Annotated in this window: 23 protein-coding genes; 12 read left to right on the forward strand and 11 right to left on the reverse strand. The window is 29.6% G+C overall.

All coding sequences use genetic code 11. The features are described from left to right. Positions 1–13: 13 nt before the first annotated feature. Complete coding sequence (locus C8N27_RS04670; protein ID WP_121146468.1) at positions 14–907, forward strand: class I SAM-dependent methyltransferase; 894 nt, start codon at positions 14–16, stop codon at positions 905–907. A gap of 143 nt (positions 908–1,050) precedes the next feature. On the opposite strand, the gene C8N27_RS04675 is transcribed toward C8N27_RS04670, so the two are convergent. After that, positions 1,051–1,449, reverse strand: coding sequence for a DoxX family membrane protein (locus C8N27_RS04675; protein WP_121146469.1), 399 nt, complete (start codon positions 1,447–1,449; stop codon positions 1,051–1,053). A gap of 135 nt (positions 1,450–1,584) precedes the next feature. Between C8N27_RS04675 and C8N27_RS04680 the strand changes: the two genes are divergently transcribed. Together C8N27_RS04680 and C8N27_RS04685 are read left to right on the forward strand one after the other, a co-directional pair. Then, a complete protein-coding gene (locus C8N27_RS04680) occupies positions 1,585–2,511 on the forward strand; it encodes an SPFH domain-containing protein (RefSeq protein ID WP_099214929.1) in 927 nt (308 codons plus the stop codon). Positions 2,512–2,513: 2 nt separating this feature from the next. After that, positions 2,514–2,831, forward strand: coding sequence for a heavy metal-binding domain-containing protein (locus C8N27_RS04685; RefSeq protein WP_121146470.1), 318 nt, complete (start codon positions 2,514–2,516; stop codon positions 2,829–2,831). Between the two features lie 55 nt (positions 2,832–2,886). On the opposite strand, the gene C8N27_RS04690 is transcribed toward C8N27_RS04685, so the two are convergent. The 3 genes from C8N27_RS04690 to rnr form a co-directional block, all read right to left on the reverse strand. After that, complete coding sequence (locus C8N27_RS04690; protein WP_099214931.1) at positions 2,887–3,078, reverse strand: Sec-independent protein translocase subunit TatA/TatB; 192 nt, start codon at positions 3,076–3,078, stop codon at positions 2,887–2,889. 33 nt (positions 3,079–3,111) lie between these two features. Then, a complete protein-coding gene (locus C8N27_RS04695) occupies positions 3,112–3,789 on the reverse strand; it encodes a head GIN domain-containing protein (RefSeq protein ID WP_121146676.1) in 678 nt (225 codons plus the stop codon). Positions 3,790–3,880: 91 nt separating this feature from the next. After that, positions 3,881–6,076 carry a ribonuclease R gene (gene rnr / locus C8N27_RS04700; RefSeq protein ID WP_121146471.1) on the reverse strand — a complete coding sequence of 732 codons (2,196 nt, stop codon included), beginning with the start codon at positions 6,074–6,076 and terminating at the stop codon, positions 3,881–3,883. Positions 6,077–6,192: 116 nt separating this feature from the next. Here rnr and C8N27_RS04705 point away from each other — a divergent pair, with 116 nt between their 5' ends. From C8N27_RS04705 to C8N27_RS04715, 4 genes are all read left to right on the forward strand, one after another. Further along, positions 6,193–7,122, forward strand: coding sequence for a diacylglycerol/lipid kinase family protein (locus tag C8N27_RS04705; RefSeq protein WP_121146472.1), 930 nt, complete (start codon positions 6,193–6,195; stop codon positions 7,120–7,122). Between the two features lie 56 nt (positions 7,123–7,178). After that, positions 7,179–7,343, forward strand: a complete 165-nt coding sequence (locus tag C8N27_RS15865; RefSeq protein ID WP_164723404.1) for a hypothetical protein — start codon at positions 7,179–7,181, stop codon at positions 7,341–7,343. Positions 7,344–8,039: 696 nt separating this feature from the next. Then, on the forward strand, positions 8,040–8,471 hold the full coding sequence (gene rpiB / locus C8N27_RS04710) for a ribose 5-phosphate isomerase B (protein ID WP_121146473.1): 432 nt from the start codon (positions 8,040–8,042) through the stop codon (positions 8,469–8,471). Further along, positions 8,471–8,911 carry a GNAT family N-acetyltransferase gene (locus C8N27_RS04715; protein ID WP_121146474.1) on the forward strand — a complete coding sequence of 147 codons (441 nt, stop codon included), beginning with the start codon at positions 8,471–8,473 and terminating at the stop codon, positions 8,909–8,911. Before rpiB ends, C8N27_RS04715 begins: the two co-directional genes overlap by 1 nt. Before the next feature lie 162 nt (positions 8,912–9,073). Here C8N27_RS04715 and C8N27_RS04720 read toward each other — a convergent pair whose 3' ends face one another. Beyond that, complete coding sequence (locus C8N27_RS04720) at positions 9,074–9,649, reverse strand: pseudouridine synthase (protein WP_121146475.1); 576 nt, start codon at positions 9,647–9,649, stop codon at positions 9,074–9,076. A 116-nt stretch (positions 9,650–9,765) separates the two neighbouring features. Here C8N27_RS04720 and recA point away from each other — a divergent pair, with 116 nt between their 5' ends. After that, positions 9,766–10,773 (forward strand): recombinase RecA, encoded by a 1,008-nt coding sequence (gene recA, locus C8N27_RS04725; protein WP_099214939.1) that lies wholly within the window; start codon positions 9,766–9,768, stop codon positions 10,771–10,773. Positions 10,774–10,857: 84 nt separating this feature from the next. Then, positions 10,858–11,397 (forward strand): GNAT family N-acetyltransferase, encoded by a 540-nt coding sequence (locus C8N27_RS04730; RefSeq protein WP_121146476.1) that lies wholly within the window; start codon positions 10,858–10,860, stop codon positions 11,395–11,397. On the opposite strand, the gene dut is transcribed toward C8N27_RS04730, so the two are convergent. Continuing rightward, on the reverse strand, positions 11,394–11,825 hold the full coding sequence (gene dut, locus C8N27_RS04735) for a dUTP diphosphatase (protein ID WP_121146477.1): 432 nt from the start codon (positions 11,823–11,825) through the stop codon (positions 11,394–11,396). The genes C8N27_RS04730 and dut overlap by 4 nt on opposite strands. 95 nt (positions 11,826–11,920) lie before the next feature. Here dut and C8N27_RS04740 point away from each other — a divergent pair, with 95 nt between their 5' ends. The 3 genes from C8N27_RS04740 (at position 11,921) to C8N27_RS04750 (ending at position 15,076) form a co-directional block, all read left to right on the forward strand. Then, entirely contained in the window at positions 11,921–12,916 is a 996-nt protein-coding gene (locus tag C8N27_RS04740) for an NAD(P)H-dependent glycerol-3-phosphate dehydrogenase (protein WP_099214942.1), read from the forward strand. 228 nt (positions 12,917–13,144) lie between these two features. Then, positions 13,145–13,804 carry a hypothetical protein gene (locus C8N27_RS04745; RefSeq protein ID WP_099214943.1) on the forward strand — a complete coding sequence of 220 codons (660 nt, stop codon included), beginning with the start codon at positions 13,145–13,147 and terminating at the stop codon, positions 13,802–13,804. Between the two features lie 3 nt (positions 13,805–13,807). Beyond that, on the forward strand, positions 13,808–15,076 hold the full coding sequence (locus C8N27_RS04750) for an MFS transporter (RefSeq protein ID WP_099214944.1): 1,269 nt from the start codon (positions 13,808–13,810) through the stop codon (positions 15,074–15,076). Between the two features lie 80 nt (positions 15,077–15,156). On the opposite strand, the gene C8N27_RS04755 is transcribed toward C8N27_RS04750, so the two are convergent. From C8N27_RS04755 to C8N27_RS04775, 5 genes are all read right to left on the reverse strand, one after another. After that, positions 15,157–15,648 (reverse strand): hypothetical protein, encoded by a 492-nt coding sequence (locus tag C8N27_RS04755; protein ID WP_099214945.1) that lies wholly within the window; start codon positions 15,646–15,648, stop codon positions 15,157–15,159. A gap of 93 nt (positions 15,649–15,741) precedes the next feature. Continuing rightward, the gene (locus C8N27_RS04760) at positions 15,742–17,388 is read right to left on the reverse strand and encodes a glycerol-3-phosphate dehydrogenase/oxidase (protein WP_121146478.1); all 1,647 of its coding nucleotides are present in this window, start codon (positions 17,386–17,388) and stop codon (positions 15,742–15,744) included. A gap of 111 nt (positions 17,389–17,499) precedes the next feature. Continuing rightward, the gene (locus tag C8N27_RS04765) at positions 17,500–17,934 is read right to left on the reverse strand and encodes a YHS domain-containing (seleno)protein (RefSeq protein ID WP_121146479.1); all 435 of its coding nucleotides are present in this window, start codon (positions 17,932–17,934) and stop codon (positions 17,500–17,502) included. Position 17,935: 1 nt separating this feature from the next. Further along, positions 17,936–18,391 (reverse strand): YHS domain-containing (seleno)protein, encoded by a 456-nt coding sequence (locus C8N27_RS04770; protein WP_121146480.1) that lies wholly within the window; start codon positions 18,389–18,391, stop codon positions 17,936–17,938. Positions 18,392–18,445: 54 nt separating this feature from the next. After that, the gene (locus C8N27_RS04775) at positions 18,446–19,624 is read right to left on the reverse strand and encodes an alanine racemase (protein ID WP_121146481.1); all 1,179 of its coding nucleotides are present in this window, start codon (positions 19,622–19,624) and stop codon (positions 18,446–18,448) included. Positions 19,625–19,627: the final 3 nt, after the last annotated feature.

Genomic DNA, 19,627 nt, shown 5'->3' on the forward strand with positions numbered 1-19,627 from the left:
TAACCAAAAACCAATGTTCCACAAGGAACACTCAACACAATTTATTAATTTGATTACAGAGAAAGAGTTCTACAAGAACTTAAAACCTTTTTTAAACTGTATTGATTATACAGTATCAAAAGAGAGTTATGAGGTTATGATAAATGAAGATTACAATATGTTAGTAACTTCTCCTGTACCTAATAACTTAGAGAAGTACTATGTTAGTGAAAATTACATTTCGCATACAGATAGTAAAACTTCTATTTTTGATAAAACATATCAATTTGTAAAAAATTATACTTTAAAGAAAAAACTAAAATTAATTAATTCTTTTAATACAGAAGACAAATTAATTTTAGATGTCGGTGCTGGTACAGGTGATTTTTTAAAAGTGTGTCAAAATGGTGGTTGGAAAATTACTGGTGTTGAACCATCTGAAAAAGCAAGAGTTTTTGCTAAGGATAAAAACATACATCTTTTAGAAAATCTTTCAAAAATAGAAAACAAACAATTTGATGTTATTACACTTTGGCATGTCCTAGAACATATTCCTAATTTAACGGAATATATCAAGCAATTAAAATTACTTTTAAAACCAAACGGTGTTTTAATTATTGCTGTTCCAAATTATAAAAGTTTTGATGCAAAACACTACAAAGAGTTTTGGGCAGCTTATGATGTTCCAAGACATTTATGGCACTTTTCAAAAACATCAATTTCAAAAATATTTTCTTTGTTTGAAATGAAAGTTGAAAAAACACTTCCAATGAAATTTGATTCATTCTATGTTTCTTTATTATCAGAAAAATATAAGACAAAAAAATCAAGACCAATTCAAGCTTTTTTAACAGGATTAAAGTCAAATATAAAAGCAAGTCGTTCTGGTGAATATTCTTCTTTGATTTACATCATAAAAAAGGTATAAAACTCAATTTAAAGCTATTTTAACTAGTTTTTTACATTACAATATATAAATACCTTACTAAAATTTAAAAACCTCTTAAAAATCACATTTTAAGAGGTTTTTAAATAAAGTAAACTTATTTAATAATAATACTTAAATAACTTTTATCTATTAAGTAAATAAACAGCTAAAATTGAAATTATAAAGTAAACTGCCAATGTCATAGCCCCAGCATAATCTTTTGCTAATCGTTGTCCAATTAATAAAAAGATTAATGTTACTGCTGATAACTCTACACCTATTAAAGCAATATTATGATTACCTGTTGTTGATAAATGAAAAATTCCAACAAACATTAATGCACCAGCTAATAATTCCATAGCTAAAATTACAGCCAATAAAAGAGGTACTGAGTTTTTTAAAGGAGAATCTTTGAAATGTCCTTTAATAAAAGATAAATTTCCTTTCCAATCGGTTACTTTATCAATTCCAGATTGTAAAAAAGTAACGATTAAAAAAAGTAGAATTAAAATTTCTGTTATGCTTTGTTGTATAAGTTCCATATAATTGATTTTTTACAAATATAATTTTTAAAAAAGAATTGTAACAATTCAAATAAAATTCGTCTTATAAATATCTACTGTTAATAAGTAGTATCTTTATCAAAAAAATTACTAACATTTTAAAAATTAAAAACTATGTCAATTTACATGTATCCGGTAATTGTTATCGGTATTCTAGTATTCTTATCATTATTCTTTATTGTTAAGCAACAAACTGCTGCAATTGTAGAACGTTTTGGTCGCTTTCAAAGCATTCGTCATTCTGGTTTACAATTAAAAATTCCTATTGTTGATAGAATAGCAGGTAAACTAAGCTTAAAAATTCAACAGTTAGATGTAATTGTGGAAACAAAAACCTTGGATGATGTATTTGTGAAATTAAAAGTTTCTGTACAATACAAAGTAATTCGTGAAAAAGTATATGACGCATTTTATAAGTTAGATTATCCTCATGATCAAATTACATCTTACGTATTTGATGTAGTACGTGCTGAAGTACCTAAAATGAAGTTAGATGATGTATTTGTTAAAAAGGATGATATTGCAATCGCTGTAAAAGCTGAATTGAATGATGCAATGGCAGACTATGGTTATGATATTATAAAAACTTTAGTGACTGATATTGATCCAGATGCACAAGTAAAAGCAGCAATGAATCGTATTAATGCTTCTGAGCGTGAAAAGATAGCAGCACAATTTGAAGGAGATGCTCAACGTATTTTAATTGTTGAAAAAGCTAAGGCTGAAGCTGAAAGTAAGCGTTTACAAGGGCAAGGTATTGCTGATCAACGTAGAGAAATTGCTCGTGGTTTAGAAGAATCTGTAGAAGTATTAAATAAAGTAGGAATTAACAGCCAAGAAGCTTCTGCTTTAATTGTTGTTACACAACACTACGATACATTACAGTCTATAGGTGAAGAAACTAATAGTAACTTAATTTTATTACCTAATTCACCTCAAGCTGGTAGTAATATGTTGAATGATATGGTAGCGAGCTTTACAGCTAGTAATCAAATTGGTGAAGCTATGAAGAAAGCACAGGAAAATAAAGACAAAGAATAATTATGATATTATCTACTACACCATCGTTAGAAAATAAACCTGCTAAAGAATATTTAGGTATTGTTAGTGGTGAAACAATTATTGGTGCAAACATTTTTAAAGACTTTTTTGCCGGTATTAGAGACATTGTAGGGGGTAGGTCTGGTTCTTATGAAAAAGTTCTAAGAGAAGCTAAAGAAATAGCTATGAAAGAGATGTCAGATAGAGCTAAAATGTTAGGAGCTGATGCTGTTGTTGGAATTGACTTAGATTATGAAACCGTAGGAGCAAAAGGAGGTATGCTAATGGTTACTGCTTCTGGTACAGCTATAAAACTTTAATTAAATAAAAAACCGAAACATTAAATGTTTCGGTTTTCTTTTTATAATAAATATCTTATTTCTTATCTTCTACTTTATCTGTTTTCTCTTCATCTTTAGTAGCATCCTTAAATTCTTTGATACCTGTTCCTAAACCTCTCATTAATTCAGGGATTTTTCTACCTCCAAATAATAATAATACTAATGCAACGACAATAGCTATTTGCCATGGTCCGATCATTCCTAAAAATATAGTAAGTAAATTCATTTTTATTAAATTTTGCGCAACAAAGATACGAAATTAACTTCGGTGTTCTATTACTCCACCAATTACTTTTTTGTCTCTAAATACTTCTGGTTTTCCTTTGTAAAAAATTGAACCACCAAACGATACTTTAGCATCTAACGTTTCTCCTGATTGTACTTCTACTTTAGATCCAGATCCAGCTTTTACAGTGGTCATTTCTTCTACTAATAATTTGTATCCATGATACATTCCACCTAAATCAGCATTTACATTTTGATTCTTAGTTGCACCAGAAAGCCTAATAACTGCTCCTGAAGAGCTTTTTACGTTCAAGTGTTTAACATTAACTACAAGGTTAATAAAAGCTCCTTCTTGAGCTCTAATTTCAATTTTTTGTTGTTTAATGTCTTTACCTGTAATTGTTGCTCCTTCATTGGCATCAATAATTGATAAAGTTTTATTGTAATATAATGTTGCTTTAACTTTACCATCTGCCGTAGTTTCTGGGAATCTCAATAATATTTTTAGAGTAGTTCCATCCAACTTAATTTTAACTTTATCTGTTTTTTCTCCAGTAACTACAATTTTAGAAACATCAGATTTAACGAGTTTTAAATCTATTCCATTATAAACTTTTACAATTGAAAAGTCTCCTAAATTTTTAGTTATGGTTGTTTGAGCTGATGCTAAAACGGTCATCAAAAACAAACTTAATATTGCTAACTTCTTCATAATAAATTCCATTAGTTAATTGAGTATAACCAATAATTATACCAATACTATAAAGGCAAATGTCAATTTTTATTGTTTAAACTACAAAACATTAATGTGAAATAAGGTTGAAATCAAGATGCTTACGTTCCAAATCGGTGTGTTTAACTTTTACTACTACTTCATCACCTAATTGAATCATATTTTTTGTTGATTGTCCAATCACAGCGTATTGTTTTTCATCAAATATATAATAATCATCTTTAATATCCTTGATACGAACCATACCTTCACATTTATTAGATTTTATTTCAACATAAATTCCCCATTCAGTAACACCAGAAACTACACCTTCAAATTCTTGATCTTTATGATCTTGCATGTATTTAACCTGCATATATTTGATAGAATCTCTTTCTGCTTTTGATGCTAATTCTTCCATTTTTGAAGAGTGTTTACATTTCTCTTCATAAATTTCAGCTTTTGGTGAATTTCCACCATCTAAATAGTGTTGTAATAAACGATGTGTCATCACATCAGGATAACGACGAATTGGTGAAGTAAAGTGGCTGTAATAATCAAAAGCTAAACCGTAGTGACCTATATTTTGTGTAGTATATTCAGCTTTACTCATTGAACGTATTGCTAAGGTTTCTACCATATTAGCTTCTCCTTTACCATGAACGTCTGATAATAATTTATTTAAACTATCAGATGTTTTTTGACGTGTTTCTGTGTTGATTTTATATCCAAATTTGCTAACAATGTTCTGTAATGAAGCTAATTTTTCTACATCTGGTTCATCATGTACACGATATACAAATGTTTTCTTACTTGGTCTTCCACTTGATAATCCTACAAATTCTGCTACTTTTTTGTTTGCTAATAGCATGAATTCTTCAATTAGTTTATTAGCGTCTTTGGCTTCTTTAAAGAAGACACCTGTTGGATTAGCATTTTCATCTAAATTAAATTTTACTTCAACTCTATCAAAAGAAATAGCTCCTGATTTCATACGTTTCTTACGCATCTTTTTTGCTAATTCATCAAGTTTTAATGTAGCTTCAACAATATTTTCATCAACTTCATAAGCTTCTCCTGATAAAGAAACATCTGCTGGAATAATATTACTCTTATTTTCTATAATTGCTTGTGCTTCTTCGTAAGCAAAACGTTTATCAGAATATGTAACTGTTCTTCCAAACCATTGGTTGATAACTTGTGCTTTCTCATTCATTTCAAAAACTGCTGAAAAAGTTAATTTTTCTTCATTTGGTCGTAATGAACAAACTCCGTTACTTAACATTTCAGGAAGCATTGGTACCACTCTGTCAACTAGATATACAGAAGTAGCTCGGTCGTAAGCTTCGTCATCTAAAATAGTTTTAGGTTGTAAATAATGAGATACATCGGCTATATGAATTCCTATTTCATAATTACCATTTTCAAGTTTTGTAAATGATAAAGCGTCATCAAAATCTTTAGCATCTTTTGGATCTATTGTAAAGGTTAAATCACCACGCATATCTCTACGCTTAGCAATTTCTTCATTCGTTATTTCAATAGGTAATTCAGATGCTTCTTTTTCTACTTCAGCAGGAAATTCATAAGGTAAACCATACTCTAATAAAATAGAATGGATTTCTGTGTCATGGTCTCCTGGTCTTCCTAGAACTTGAGTAATTTTTCCAAACGGATTTTTAGAATTCTCTGGCCAATCAGTCATTGTAGCAACGACTTTATCACCATCATTAGCTCCATTCAATTTACTTTGAGAGATGAAGATATCAGCATACATTTTATTACTGTCAGGTATAACAAATCCGAAGTTTTTATTCATTTGTAAAACACCAACAAATTCTGTTTTAGCTCTTTCTATAATTTCAACAACATCAGCTTCTAACTTATTACTTCTACGTTTTTTATATACGTAAGCTTTAACAGTATCATTATGTAGACCTTTTCCTAAGTTTACTGAAGGCACAAAAATATCGTGTTCAAAATCATCACAAATAAAATAGGCATTCCCATTAGAAGTAGCGTCAAGTGTACCTACATGATATTTACGATCTTCGTTAATTTGATATTTACCTCTATCAACTTCTTTAATTTTTTGATTTGCAGTTAACTCAGCTAATTTTTTAATAATCTGGTTCTTACCATCTGTGTCAGAAACCTTCAACTTAGCTGCAATTTGCTTATAATTATAGTTTTTATTACTGTCTTCGTTAAGTATTTTGAAAATGTTTCGGGTAAGATCTTTTATTACTTTACCCTTTTTTTTGTAGATTTTTTTCTTTCTAGTCATTAATCTTTCGTCTTATTTAAATTTTTACCAAAGTACAAATAAAATTAATGCTAGTTATTTAAATAACTGTTATAAATTCATTTTGTACTTTACCGCTGTTTATTTAATGTATTTGTATGAATAATTCTTGGTTTGTTATTGTGAATCCCGTTGCTGGTAATGGTAAATTCAATAAATATTGGTCTGATATTCAACAGGAATTAAAGTTTAATAACATAACTTATGAGTATACAAAAACAGAATATTCAAATCATGAAAAATTAATTGTTCAACAAGCTATTAACAAAGGTTATAAAAAAATAATTTCTGTTGGTGGTGATGGTACTTTACATCACGTTGTTAACGGGATTATGTCTCAGGACTCAATAAATTCAAAAGAAATAACAGTTGCAGTTATCCCTTTAGGTACTGGTAATGATTGGATTAAAACTTATAATATACCAAAAAAAATAAAAGCTTCAGTTAATTTAATAAAACAGGAAAATACTGTTTTTCAAGATATTGGTTATTTAGAATTGGCTAATACTACTTCTTATTTTAATAATGTTGCAGGTATTGGCTATGACGGATATGTTGTTAATAAGTTGAATAAATTGAAGAGATTTGGACCTATTGCATACTTATTGAGAGGTATAGCAGGTTTATTACTCTATAAAAAAACTACTTTTAAAATAGCTATTAACAACAAAATCATTGAAACAAAGTGTTTAATGACTTTATTTGGTATATGTAAGTATTCTGCAGGGGGTATGCAATTAACTGATTTTAAACACTCTAATAATGGTTTATTTGATATAACAATAGCTAAAAATCTATCATTTTTGGATTTATTTTTTTCAATAAAGAAATTGTACAATGGAAAGATTCTTCAGCATAAAAAGGTAGAAACACTTGTAGCTAACTCTTTGTTAATAACTCCACAAAACAAGAACGATCTTCCTTATATTCAAGCAGATGGAGAGTTAATAGGAAGAGGACAAGTAAAAGTAAATATCATAAAAAGTGCTATTCGAATAGTAATTCCTAAAAAGTTAAAAAAAACTTAATAAAACTGTAACATTTCTTAAACTCATCCGTCTTTATAATAAGAAAGTCGTTATAAATGAAAAACTTACGCAAAATAATAGCGCTGTTTATTTTTATATTTATTACAGGAATTATCGTTACTGTAATAAGTATAAACACGACTTTAAACAAAAAAACTCCATCAGAAATAGTAACTAAAGATACTATCTACCTAATGAAAGCATCTAAAAAAGCTGTATAAGCCTTTTTCTTTCACTTATTAGCACTTATCAACAAACATAGTATTTAAACCTTATTTTTCGCAATTTGCCTAAGCGTAACTAAAAGAGAAACCATCTTCGTTAGTTCTAGTTCTTACAACTCAATTCATATTTAATAGGAAAGTCTTTTGAAATTTAAACTTCAAAAAAACTGTTATTAACATATTATATTATTAATAAAAAAGATTTTTAAAATTTAAAAAAGAAATGATTGTTATTATAGTCTGTTAATATGTAGAATAAAAAGTGGATTTAATTTTTGGTTAAGTGACTTATTAAAATAAATAAACAAGTTATTAGTTAAATAAAATCTTAAAAATCAACTATAAAATAGAGTTATTAACAAAAGTTATAAACAGCAATTCACTGAAAATTATGAATAGTTAATTTTATTTTCAATGTAAAAAAAGGGTTAATTTAATGTTGATAAATGTTCATTAAAATCTCAAAAAAAAAGTTGCATAATTAATTCTTGTTCTTGTATTGTAAAAAATATCTAGAAAATCAAATTTTCTTTTCAGAATCTACTACTAGTTCTTAACAATTAGGTAATATAGTTTAACACCTTAATTTTAAAGAGGTTATTAAGAATGCTAAAAAAAGCATTGTTAATTACTGTTGATAACCGTGAATAACTGTATTTTTGTAACTCACAACTGAATTAAAATCAACAAATTATGACAATCGCTGTAGGAAATGACCATGCAGGTACAGAATATAAGTTTGAAATTGTTAAACTTTTAGAAGAATTAGGACATAAAGTAATCAACTTTGGTACAAATGAAACCGATAGTATGGATTACCCAGATACAATTCATCCAGCTGCTGAAGCTGTGGAGACAGGACAAGCTGAAATGGGAATTATTTTATGTGGAAGTGGTAATGGAGCACAAATGACTGCTAATAAGCACCAGGGAGTTCGTGCTGCTTTATGTTGGAATAATGAATTGGTTGAATTAACACGTCAGCACAATGATGCTAATATTTTAACAATTCCTGCGCGTTTTGTATCGTTACAACAAGCCTTAGGTTTTGTAAAGATTTTCTTATCTACTGAATTTGAAGGTGGTCGTCATGCTAACAGAGTAAATAAAATAGCTAACTGTTAATGAATTTTACAGTAAAAAATTTTCAAGAATTAACAACTTCAGAACTATATGAATTACTTCAATTACGTTCTGAAGTTTTTGTTGTTGAACAAGATTGTGTTTATCAAGATATTGATGGTAAAGATCAAAAGGCATTACATGTTATAGGAGTTAAGGAAGGTAAAATAATAGCCTATACTCGTTTATTTAATAGTGGTGAATATTTTGATACACCTAGTATTGGTAGAGTAGTAGTAAAGGAAAGTGAACGCAAATATGGCTACGGACACGATTTGATTAAAGCATCTATAAAAGCTATTGTTGATAACTACAACGAAACTACCATAACCATTTCTGCACAAACCTATTTACAAAAATTCTATGAATCTCATGGATTTAAACAAATTGGTGAGGGTTATTTAGAAGATGGTATTCCGCATATTAGAATGGTAAGGAAATAATTATTTTTTATTTTCTTTTTTACCCATTTTATAAAGTAAATATCCAAAGCCTATTAAAAAGTGTAGAATAATTATACCCGCTATAATGTAAATAAAAGTATTTGAATTATCTCTCATACTTGTAAAAGTACTTAAAAGATACTTTTTTAAAAGTAACTTAGGTTACAGTAATTCCTCAACCTCTCTTACTTCACCAGATTCCATTTTACCTAATAAAATATCACCAACACGAACTCGTACCAAGCGAAGTGTAGGAAAACCAACAGCAGAAGTCATTTTACGTACTTGTCTAAATTTTCCTTCAGTTAAAGTAATTGATATCCAAGGGGTAGGTCCATGACGAGCATCACGAATTTTTTTTGAACGTTCAGGTAAATCAGGAGTGTCAATTAATTTAACCTTACAAGGTTTAGTTTGGTATTTTTTTCCGTCAAAACCAATTTCAACACCATTTTTTAACTGTTCAACAGCTTCAGAAGTAATTGCTCCATCTACTTGCGCATAGTATTCTTTTTCAACTCCACCTCTTGTAGTAATAAAATCACTTACTTTCCCATCGGTAGTTAATAATAATAAACCTTCTGATTTTACATCTAATCTACCCACAGCCATAGTTCCTTCAGGAAAATTAAATAATTCTCCTAACAATTTATGTTTACCTCCTTTTTTTTGATTAGTAATAAATTGTGATAAAAACCCATAGGGTTTGTAAATCATGAAGTGACGATGGCTTGACATCTTTTCTTTTTTTTAAGAAGCACAATATTACAAAATGTAACATAAAAAGATAGGATATTAATGCTAGTTTTTCATAACTTAGCCGTTCTTATTACTTAAAATAATTAGCACGATTTATGGCAGCAGATAAAGAAAAAGAAGCGAAATTAAAAGCGCTTCAACTTACACTAGATAAGTTAGATAAAACGTACGGTAAAGGAACCGTAATGAAGTTAGGAGATAGCCAAGTAGAAGATGTAGATGCAATATCGTCAGGTTCTTTAGGATTAGATTTAGCCTTAGGAGTAGGAGGATATCCTCGTGGAAGAATTATAGAAATTTACGGACCAGAATCATCAGGTAAAACAACATTAACTATACATGCCATTGCAGAAGCTCAAAAAGCAGGTGGAATTGCTGCTTTTATTGATGCTGAGCATGCTTTTGATCGTTTTTATGCAGAAAGTTTAGGTGTGGATGTTGATAATTTAATTATTTCTCAACCAGATCACGGTGAACAAGCTTTAGAAATTGCTGATAATTTAATTCGTTCAGGTGCTATTGATATTGTTGTTATTGACTCGGTTGCAGCTTTAACACCAAAATCTGAGATTGAAGGTGAAATGGGAGATTCTAAAATGGGACTTCATGCACGTTTAATGTCACAAGCCTTACGTAAATTAACAGGAACAATTAGTAAAACTAACTGTACGGTATTTTTCATTAACCAGTTACGTGAAAAGATTGGAGTTATGTTTGGTAATCCAGAAACAACTACAGGTGGTAACGCGTTAAAATTCTATGCATCGGTTCGTTTAGATATTCGTCGTAGAACACAAATTAAAGATGGTGATAAAGTTATAGGTAACAGTACTAAAGTTAAGATTGTAAAAAATAAAGTAGCTCCTCCATTCCAAATGGCTGAATTTGATATTATGTATGGTGCAGGAATATCAAAAGTAGGTGAAGTTTTAGATATTGGTGTAGATTACGGAATTATAAAGAAAAGTGGTTCATGGTTTAGCTATGGAGACACTAAATTAGGTCAGGGTAGAGATGCTGTTAAAGGTGTTATTAAAGATAATCCTGAATTAATGGAAGAGCTTGAAAACAAAATAAAAGAAGCTATTGAAAATCAAGAATAAGTAATTTAAATTTAAAGTTCAAACTATTACTATTTTTTAAAAAGCTGTTCTGATATTCAGAACAGCTTTTTTTATTAAGAAGATATGATTAGAATCTCAAGTAACATACAATTACAAAAAATACAGGTTGAAGATTTTAAAATTTTAGAAACCTTAATGGATGATGTATACAAAGCAGCATATAAACATTTTTGGAAAGATGAAGGAGATTGGTATATACAAAGTCAATTTTCTAAAAGTAATTTAGAAAAAGAATTGTTAGAAGATAAAACAAGCTATTATTTTATTCTTTATAAAGAAGAAATAGTAGGAGTTTTCAGAATTTTATGGGATAGGAAATTACCAGGACTTGAGAATAGAAAGTCATTGAAACTCCATCGAATTTATTTACATAAAAACACCCAAGGTAAAGGAGTTGGTAAAGAGTTGTTAAATTGGTTAGAAGAGGAAGCTAGAAAAAAACAATATGAATTAATATGGTTAGATACTATGGATGAGCAACCACAAGCTTTTGAATTCTATAAAAAACTAGGGTACCAATATCATTCACATTGTTTTTTAGATTTTGAATTATTGTTTGATGAAGTTCGAAAAATGAGTCAGGTATGTAAAATACTTATTTAAACTCCTGTACTCCCAAAACCACCAGTACCACGTTCTGTTTCATTTAAAACAGCTACTTCTTGCCAGTTTACACGTTCGTGTTTTGCAATAACTAATTGAGCAATACGCTCACCATCATTTATAATAAACTCTTCATTAGATAAGTTTACTAAAATAACTCCTATTTCGCCACGGTAATCCGCATCAACAGTACCTGGTGAATTTAAAACTGTGATTCCTTTTTTAGCAGCTAATCCACTACGAGGACGTACTTGTGCTTCGTATCCAATAGGAAGTGCAATAAATAATCCAGTTTTTATAATAGCTCTTTCCAAAGGCTTTAAAGTAATAGCTGCATCTATATTAGCACGCAAATCCATACCTGCAGAACCCTCGGTTTCATATGCTGGAGTTTGGTGTTTAGATTTGTTTATAATTTGTACATTCATGTTCTTTTGATTTTCAATTTTCAAATATAATAACCTTTAAGTTTAGAGAGTCGTTTATAGATTTCTTAATTTTGTAATACAAACAAATACTACTTATGAGCAATCAAACTAGAATAGCCGTTTTAGGAGGTGGAAGTTGGGCAACAGCTATTGTTAAAATGTTATCTGAAAACTTAGAAACTATTGGTTGGTATATGCGCAGCATATATGCTATTGAACATATTAAACGTAACAGGCATAATCCTAGTTATTTAAGTTCTGCAGAATTACATCCAGAGCAATTAGATTTATCCGAAGATATAAACCATATTATTGAAAATTATGATGTGTTAATTTTTGCTATTCCATCTGCTTTTTTAAACACTGAGTTAGAAAAGCTAACAGCTTCTTTAGAGGGAAAAATTATTTTTTCAGCTATCAAAGGAATAGTTCCTGAATCAGGATTAATTGTTGGTGAACATTTTCATACACTATATAATATTCCATATGAAAACATTGGAGTAATATCAGGGCCATGTCATGCAGAAGAAGTAGCAATGGAACGCTTATCGTATTTAACATTGGCATGTCAAGATGAAGAAAAAGCAAAAGAACTTAGTAAAGCTATAGCAGGACGTTACATTAAAACCAAAATATCTGATGATATTATAGGTACAGAATACGCTGCGATGTTAAAAAACATTTATGCCATAGCAGCTGGAATTGCTCATGGTTTAGGATATGGAGATAACTTTCAAGCGGTATTAATGAGTAATGGTATTCGTGAAATGAAACGCTTTATTAAAAAGATTCATAAAATGAAGCGAAACATTAATAACTCAGCATATTTAGGTGATTTACTAGTAACAGGATATTCAACATTTAGTAGAAATAGAATGTTTGGAAATATGATAGGAAAAGGATATACTGTTAAATCAGCAATGCTTGAAATGAGTATGGTTGCTGAAGGATACTACGCAACAAAAAGTGCATATAAAATCAATCAAAAAAATAAAGCTAAAACTCCAATAATCGACGCTGTCTATAACGTTTTATACGACAAGAAAGAAGCGAAAGATGAGTTTTTAAAGTTAACAAATAGATTAGATTAGTTGTTTGCATTTGTACAAATAATCCTTCTTAATAAAAATTAAGAAGCCCCATCAATCGCTTCTAAAATTGAGTTGTGTATAGGTCTTGTAACAAGATACAATAAAGACAAATTTAGTTTAAAAATCTGATTAACAAAGATTTTAATTAAATATATTACAAATTAAAAATATAGTATAAATTCACTTTTAATTGTATTTTTGTTACTTTTAGTTTAAAACTAAACAAACATGAAAACAATTCAAGAAGCTGTTGAAATCACCATCAGAAAAACTCCTTTTATAGAAGAGGCTCTAAATGAGAAGTTAATTAATGTATCATCGCTAGCAAGAGAAATTTTACCAGAAGTTTCTAAATTGCTAAAAAAAGAAGTAAAAGTTGGTGCAGTTATGATGGCTATTAATAGGCTATCTCCAGCAAATGAATTAAGAGTTCGAAAAAATATAAAACGACTTGCATTGAATTTGGGAGATGTAATTGTACGCTCAGATTTGTGCGATTTCACTTTCAAAAACACTACGTCGTTATTAAAAGAAATTGCTAAAATTTTAAGTAAATCTGCAGATAGTAAAGATTATTTTTTAACGGTTTCTCAAGGTATTTTTGAAACAAATATTGTTACAAGTAAAAATTTAAAACCTTTTGTTGAAGAAATTTTTAAGAAAGAAGCGTTAATTAATAATGTAAATGATTTAGCTTCCATAACGATAAAACTTCCAAAAGGAAATCTAGATCAATCAGGTATTTATTATTTTATTTTAAAGCAATTTGCTTGGGCAAATATTGCAGTACAAGAAGTAATTTCTACTACACACGAAATGACCATAGTGGTAAAAGAAAGAGATGTTAATGAAACATTTGCCATTTTAATGGACTTGAAACTAAATTAATTCATGGAAAAAAAAGACCCCTACGCATCCCTAAGAATCAAAGAGTTTAATATTTTTCTTTTAGTACGCTTTGCCTTAGTATTTGCATGGTCTATGCAATTTATTATTATAGAATGGCAAGTATACAGTATTACTAAAAATCCATTATCGTTAGGAATCATAGGTTTAATGGAAGTAATTCCAGCAGTATCTATGGCATTATTTGCAGGTCATATTGTAGATCAAAAAGAAAAAAGAAATCTACTAGCCTTGTGTATTGGTTTATTCTCACTGATTAGTTTGGGACTGTTCTTTTTAACATTGCCTAGTTTTATTGAAGGTTGGAATAAAAACACTGTACTTTACGCTATTTATGCTTTGGTATTTTTTGGTGGATTATTACGTTCGTTTTTTGGACCTACTATTTTTTCATTAATAGCTTTAATAGTACCTAAAAAGCTATATCCAAATGCAGCTACTTGGAGTAGTTCAACATGGCAAATTGCTTCTGTTTTAGGACCTGCTTTTGCAGGGTTAACCATTTCATGGATTGGAGTACATTGGTCGTTATGTATTGTCTTCGGATTAGTATCAGTATCATTTCTAACAGTATTTTTCATTAAAAAGAAACCAATTTTAAATCCTAAGATTGGTGAACCAGTAATGAAAAGTTTAAAAGAAGGAGTACGTTTTGTATATAAGACAAAAGCTATTTTAGGAGCACTAACCTTAGACATGATTTCGGTACTGTTTGGTGGAGCAGTAGCATTATTACCAGTATATGCTCAAGATATTTTAAAAGTAGGACCAGAGGGTTTTGGTGCATTACGTGCAGCACCAGCTATAGGAGCTTTTTTAACAATGTTAGTGACTGCTTATATACCTATTAGCAGGAATGCAGGAATGAAGCTTTTAGCGGCTATATTTGGCTTTGGAGTTTGTATTATAGTCTTTGGATTATCTTCTGTTTTTTGGATTTCTATTGTAGCCCTATTCTTTAGCGGTGTAACCGATGGAGTTTCGATGGTAATTCGTCAAACTATTTTACAATTAAAAACACCCGATCATATGCGAGGTAGAGTAGCTTCAGTAAATTCTATGTTTGTAGGTTCTTCTAACGAATTAGGAGCTTTTGAAAGTGGGGTAACGGCAAAATTAATGGGAACAGTAACGGCAGTAGTTTTTGGTGGAACAATGACCTTAATTACTGTTATTACTACTGGAATTGTAAATCCAACACTCCGAAAATTAGATCTAACGAAAGATTTAGAAGAACACGAGAGAGAAGAATGATAGGTTGGTTGTACATACAAGATATAAAAAAGCCCAGAAACTCAGTTTCTGGGCTTTTTTAGTATGATTTTTTAAATCAATTACGACATATCAAAATAATTGATTTTTGTAATTTTTTTAGTTGCTTGATCAAAAGCGATATTAATAAAAACATCACAACTATCACATTCAGCATATAAAATACTTTTAGAGCCATTTCTACCAGTACTTAAGGCAACTTCACCTAATTTAGTAATAGGATCTCCTATAGTTACTGTAATCCCTTTAATTGTAAAAGTAGCTTCATTACTTAAAACATCTAAAGATTCGATATAAGGTTTTCTTCCTGAAGTAGAAAAATCAAGTTTTAACCCATTAAATCTAAAATAATAGTAAAAGCCATTATCTTCATAAGAAGTAGTTGCACCTAATAAGGATTCTACTTTTTCTTGTTTACCAAAGGTCTTTTTTATTTCAGTTAAAGCAATATTATTTATTTTAATATTGTCAAAATCTGAATTAGAAATAATATTAGTTTGACTTTTTGCTATAAGAGTGGTTAATAGAAAAAATACTAGTACTAGTTGTTTCATATTACTTAAAAAATTAATTGTACAAACCTTTTACGTAGCCAATTTTAGCAGTCGCCAAAGATATAATACTCGTTTAATTTTCCGTACAAGAAACTAGTTAAAATTTACTGCTAAATCTATTTTTCTGTATAATTCTTGTTGGTGCTTTAAAGTTGTATTTTTATCCCACTTAAAACGGTTTGTAAATTCCTGAATAACAAGGTTTTTATAAAGGTCAACGCTAGGTTTATCAAAAAACAAACGACCAGTTCTTCGCATAAAAAAGTCGGTAGGAGTACAGGTCATTTCATGTTTTATAGTAAACCACACCTCAGCTTTTAACAAACGCTCTTGTATATTTTCTTCATTTAGCTCATCAAATTTATCTAAAATAAGTTCTGTTTGTTTACCATAGTTATGAACTAGATAGCTGGCATCTTTTTCAGAAAAACCAAATGATTTTATACGTTTATAAATCTGATTTATATATAATTTTACCGATTTATAATTTTGAAAAGGTCCTCCTGATAAAACGATTTCTTCAGTTTGAATTGGATCAAATTCAACTTCAAAACGTCTTTTCATTTTTTTAGCAACAATATCCACGATACGCTCTGCCATTTTTCTATAACCTGTTAATTTTCCTCCAGCAATTGATATTAATTTGGTGTCAGACACAAAAATTTCATCTTTTCTAGATAATTCTGAAGCTGATTTTCCTTCTTCGTGAATTAACGGACGTAATCCAGCCCATGAAGACTGAATATCATCAATAGTTAATTGAATATCTGGAAACATGTTATTTACTGCTTCAATTAAATATAAAGCATCAACCATTGAGGTTTCAACAGTGTCTTTATCTTGTTGATAATTGGTATCGGTAGTCCCAAAATAAGTTACTTTTCCACGAGGAATAGCAAACATCATACGACCATCAGGAATATCGAAATACACAGATTGTTTTACAGGTAATTTTTCATGTGGAACAACTAAGTGAACTCCTTTGGTTAAATGTAAACGCTTTCCAATTTTTGAATTGTTTATTTGACGTAATTCATCTACCCATGGCCCCGCTGCATTTACTACATATTTAGCTTTTATTTCATAATTTTCATCAGTAAAAGCATCTGTTACTTTAGCACCTACCACACGTTTGTTTTCATAGATAAACTCGTCTGCACGTGTGTAGTTAAGTATTTGAGCATCGTATTGACTAGCTGTTTTTAAAACCTCTATAGTTAAACGCGCATCATCAGTACGATATTCAGCATAAAAACCAGCACCATTTAAAATATTCTCTGGTAACAAAGGCTCTTTTTCTAACGCTTCCTTTTTATCAAGCATTTTACGTTTATCGTCTCCTTCAACAGAAGCTAAAACATCGTAAACTTTAAGTCCAATAGATGTTAACCATGAACCGTAAGTTCCACCTTCAATTAACGGTAAAATCATTTTTTCAGGAATTACCAAATGTGGAGCTAGTTTATGAACAATAGCACGTTCGGTACCTACTTCTTTTACCAACCAAAAATCAAACTGTTTTAAGTAGCGTAAACCTCCATGAATTAATTTGGTAGATTTGCTTGAAGTACCCGAAGCAAAGTCATTTTTTTCAATTAAAGCGACTTTCATTCCGCGTGATGCTGCATCTAAAGCAATACCTGCACCAGTAATACCGCCACCAATTACTAGAATATCAAATTCGGTAGTTTGTAATTCTTGTTGAATGTTTTTTCTATTGAAAGAAGAGAAATTATTCATAGAGCTGTTTTTATCAACCAAAAATAAGAATAAAAAGAAACGATAAGTATAAAAAAAGAGCTGAAATTATCAGCCCTTTTAGAAGTCGCCCCCGCAACTATTAAATCTAAACTAACGATTCAATTTTTTCCAATTAACATCTGCTTGTTTTTTGAGCTCTTTAGGGTTTTCTTTTAACCACATTTTTAAAGTATTGGTTCCCCAAGAGTTATAAAATAAATACAATTTACCATCTCGTATTTCAAAAGTTTTTGGATCAATATCCACCTTTTCACCTGTTTTACCAATGGCATAAGCACAATATCCACCATATTGAGGATTGTATTTTTCAGGATTTTTCAGGAAAGTAGCTAAATTTTCTTTTGACGAAAAACGAAAGGAAACGTTATTATATTTAGTTGTAAATTTTTTATTTCCTTTTTCGGCTTTATTATTAAAATAACTTACTACATCATAGCCTTTAGCAACTACTCCGTTTTTAGTATTGTATTCTTGTGAGAAGACAATACTTGAAAAAAATAGAAAGAAGATAAAAAAATGTTTCATTTTAATCCTTTTTATGTTTTAGTTCTTCCCAGTTTATATCGCCCTGAGCTTGTAATTTTTTAGTATCACCATTTTTCCAATCATCAAGTTTACTAGAAATCCAAGAACTATAAAAAAGGTATAGTTTACCATCTCTAATTTCATAAGCTTCAGCATCAATGTACATTTTTGTTTTTTTAGCAGCTACAGCATAAGCACAATATCCACCATATTGAGGAATGTATTTTGTTGGATTTTCTTTAAATAGGGATAAGTTTTTTTCTGAGGAAAACTTGAATTTTGCTCCGTCATATGTTGTTTGAAACTTCTTTTTTCCTTCTACAGGTTCATCATTTGTAAAGTAAGAAACAACATCATAACCTTCGGCTACGTAGCCTTTTTTGGTATTATAATCTGTTTTTTGAGCATATAACGCAGTAGAAACTACTACTAAAAGTAGTGTAAAAAAGTTTTTCATTGTTTGTAGATTTTGAAGGTAGTCGACAAAAAACAATGAACATTACAAATACGATCATAAATTATTTAATAATTGCCAAGATTGTTGAATTTTACCGTTTCTAATAGGTAAAATTTCTCCGAATTGTAAAAAAACAAATTCACTTTGGTGTGGTCTTAAAAACACAAAATCATCTACTTGTAAAGACTCACTTTTCGGGATATTAATCATGGTTTGATTGGTAGATGCACCAAACAAATTATTTTGTTTTATACCTTTTGGATAGTAATAATCAGCTTTCCAAAATCCACCATAAATAAAAGCTGACTTTTTAGTAAAAAATTGTTTTAGCTTTTCTAAACCTGGCAGCGTTGTATTTGAAAAAGTTTTTAAAACAGGAGTAGCTATAAATGTTGCTGGCTTATAGTTTTTTAAGGAAGGAATATCAAACGCTGTAGGTTTTACAAAACACGAACCAATAGCAATATCGTTTATTGGAGAATTTTGTTCTTTATGCAGTTTTAAGGTAGGACTTCCAGCTCCGTTAAAGGTTAAGTTATTATTCCATAGTTCTGGAAAATCATTTTTAATTAATTTTTTGCATTGCTCGTAAAATTGATTTGCTAAATGTGATGCTTTTTTTTGAGAACGAATAATCTTTGGAAGTTTTACCACATGAGGATCATAGCCCATAAACCCTGAAAACTCCACAAAGTCTTGATTGTTTTCAATGAGTGATAATCCTTTTTTTAAGGTTTCAACGGAAGAAAAACCTCCACGATGTAACCCAACATCAATTTCAATACTCAATCGCAATTTTTGATTGAGTTTTTTAGCTAAATTAACGTATTCTTCAATTCTTTTAGTAGTATCTACTAACCATTGGATTTGTGTGTACGGATTTAATCCGTTGTGTTGCTGAGGTAAGTTGTTATAAAAATACTCTGCTGTTTTTATAGGTATAGGTTTACCCAATAAAATATCAACTTTGTTATTTAATCGAGAAGTTAAATCGGTTAAAAAAGGTTGATGAAATACCATCAACTTATTAGAGTTTGTTTTTTGTAAAATATATTCAATCAATTGAACTGAGGGCAATGATTTTACTACAACTCTTATTGAAGCATTATTTCTAAAATTAGAAAGAGTTTCAGTTATATTTTTATCTAAAATATCTAAATCGATCAACAAACAAGGAATGGCTCGTTGGTAGTTTTTTAGTTCTTTATTTAGGTTTTTAAAATAAGCATCCATAGT

This window comes from Tenacibaculum discolor (assembly GCF_003664185.1).
GTDB classification, from domain to species: Bacteria; Bacteroidota; Bacteroidia; order Flavobacteriales; family Flavobacteriaceae; genus Polaribacter; species Polaribacter discolor.

Bases quoted from the DNA above. Each gene is read 5' to 3' on its own strand.
- C8N27_RS04690 (WP_099214931.1), bottom strand. From the start codon at position 3,078: ATGAATTTACTTACTATATTTTTAGGAATGATCGGACCATGGCAAATA.
- C8N27_RS04670 (WP_121146468.1), top strand. From the start codon at position 14: ATGTTCCACAAGGAACACTCAACACAATTTATTAATTTGATTACAGAG.
- C8N27_RS04750 (WP_099214944.1), top strand. From the start codon at position 13,808: ATGGAAAAAAAAGACCCCTACGCATCCCTAAGAATCAAAGAGTTTAAT.
- C8N27_RS04695 (WP_121146676.1), bottom strand. From the start codon at position 3,789: ATGAAGAAGTTAGCAATATTAAGTTTGTTTTTGATGACCGTTTTAGCA.
- C8N27_RS04765 (WP_121146479.1), bottom strand. From the start codon at position 17,934: ATGAAACATTTTTTTATCTTCTTTCTATTTTTTTCAAGTATTGTCTTC.
- C8N27_RS04705 (WP_121146472.1), top strand. From the start codon at position 6,193: ATGAATAATTCTTGGTTTGTTATTGTGAATCCCGTTGCTGGTAATGGT.
- C8N27_RS04740 (WP_099214942.1), top strand. From the start codon at position 11,921: ATGAGCAATCAAACTAGAATAGCCGTTTTAGGAGGTGGAAGTTGGGCA.
- C8N27_RS04680 (WP_099214929.1), top strand. From the start codon at position 1,585: ATGTCAATTTACATGTATCCGGTAATTGTTATCGGTATTCTAGTATTC.
- C8N27_RS04760 (WP_121146478.1), bottom strand. From the start codon at position 17,388: ATGAATAATTTCTCTTCTTTCAATAGAAAAAACATTCAACAAGAATTA.
- C8N27_RS15865 (WP_164723404.1), top strand. From the start codon at position 7,179: ATGAAAAACTTACGCAAAATAATAGCGCTGTTTATTTTTATATTTATT.
- recA (WP_099214939.1), top strand. From the start codon at position 9,766: ATGGCAGCAGATAAAGAAAAAGAAGCGAAATTAAAAGCGCTTCAACTT.
- C8N27_RS04775 (WP_121146481.1), bottom strand. From the start codon at position 19,624: ATGGATGCTTATTTTAAAAACCTAAATAAAGAACTAAAAAACTACCAA.
- C8N27_RS04755 (WP_099214945.1), bottom strand. From the start codon at position 15,648: ATGAAACAACTAGTACTAGTATTTTTTCTATTAACCACTCTTATAGCA.
- C8N27_RS04685 (WP_121146470.1), top strand. From the start codon at position 2,514: ATGATATTATCTACTACACCATCGTTAGAAAATAAACCTGCTAAAGAA.
- C8N27_RS04720 (WP_121146475.1), bottom strand. From the start codon at position 9,649: ATGTCAAGCCATCGTCACTTCATGATTTACAAACCCTATGGGTTTTTA.
- dut (WP_121146477.1), bottom strand. From the start codon at position 11,825: ATGAATGTACAAATTATAAACAAATCTAAACACCAAACTCCAGCATAT.
- C8N27_RS04770 (WP_121146480.1), bottom strand. From the start codon at position 18,391: ATGAAAAACTTTTTTACACTACTTTTAGTAGTAGTTTCTACTGCGTTA.
- rpiB (WP_121146473.1), top strand. From the start codon at position 8,040: ATGACAATCGCTGTAGGAAATGACCATGCAGGTACAGAATATAAGTTT.
- C8N27_RS04730 (WP_121146476.1), top strand. From the start codon at position 10,858: ATGATTAGAATCTCAAGTAACATACAATTACAAAAAATACAGGTTGAA.
- C8N27_RS04715 (WP_121146474.1), top strand. From the start codon at position 8,471: ATGAATTTTACAGTAAAAAATTTTCAAGAATTAACAACTTCAGAACTA.
- C8N27_RS04675 (WP_121146469.1), bottom strand. From the start codon at position 1,449: ATGGAACTTATACAACAAAGCATAACAGAAATTTTAATTCTACTTTTT.
- C8N27_RS04745 (WP_099214943.1), top strand. From the start codon at position 13,145: ATGAAAACAATTCAAGAAGCTGTTGAAATCACCATCAGAAAAACTCCT.
- rnr (WP_121146471.1), bottom strand. From the start codon at position 6,076: ATGACTAGAAAGAAAAAAATCTACAAAAAAAAGGGTAAAGTAATAAAA.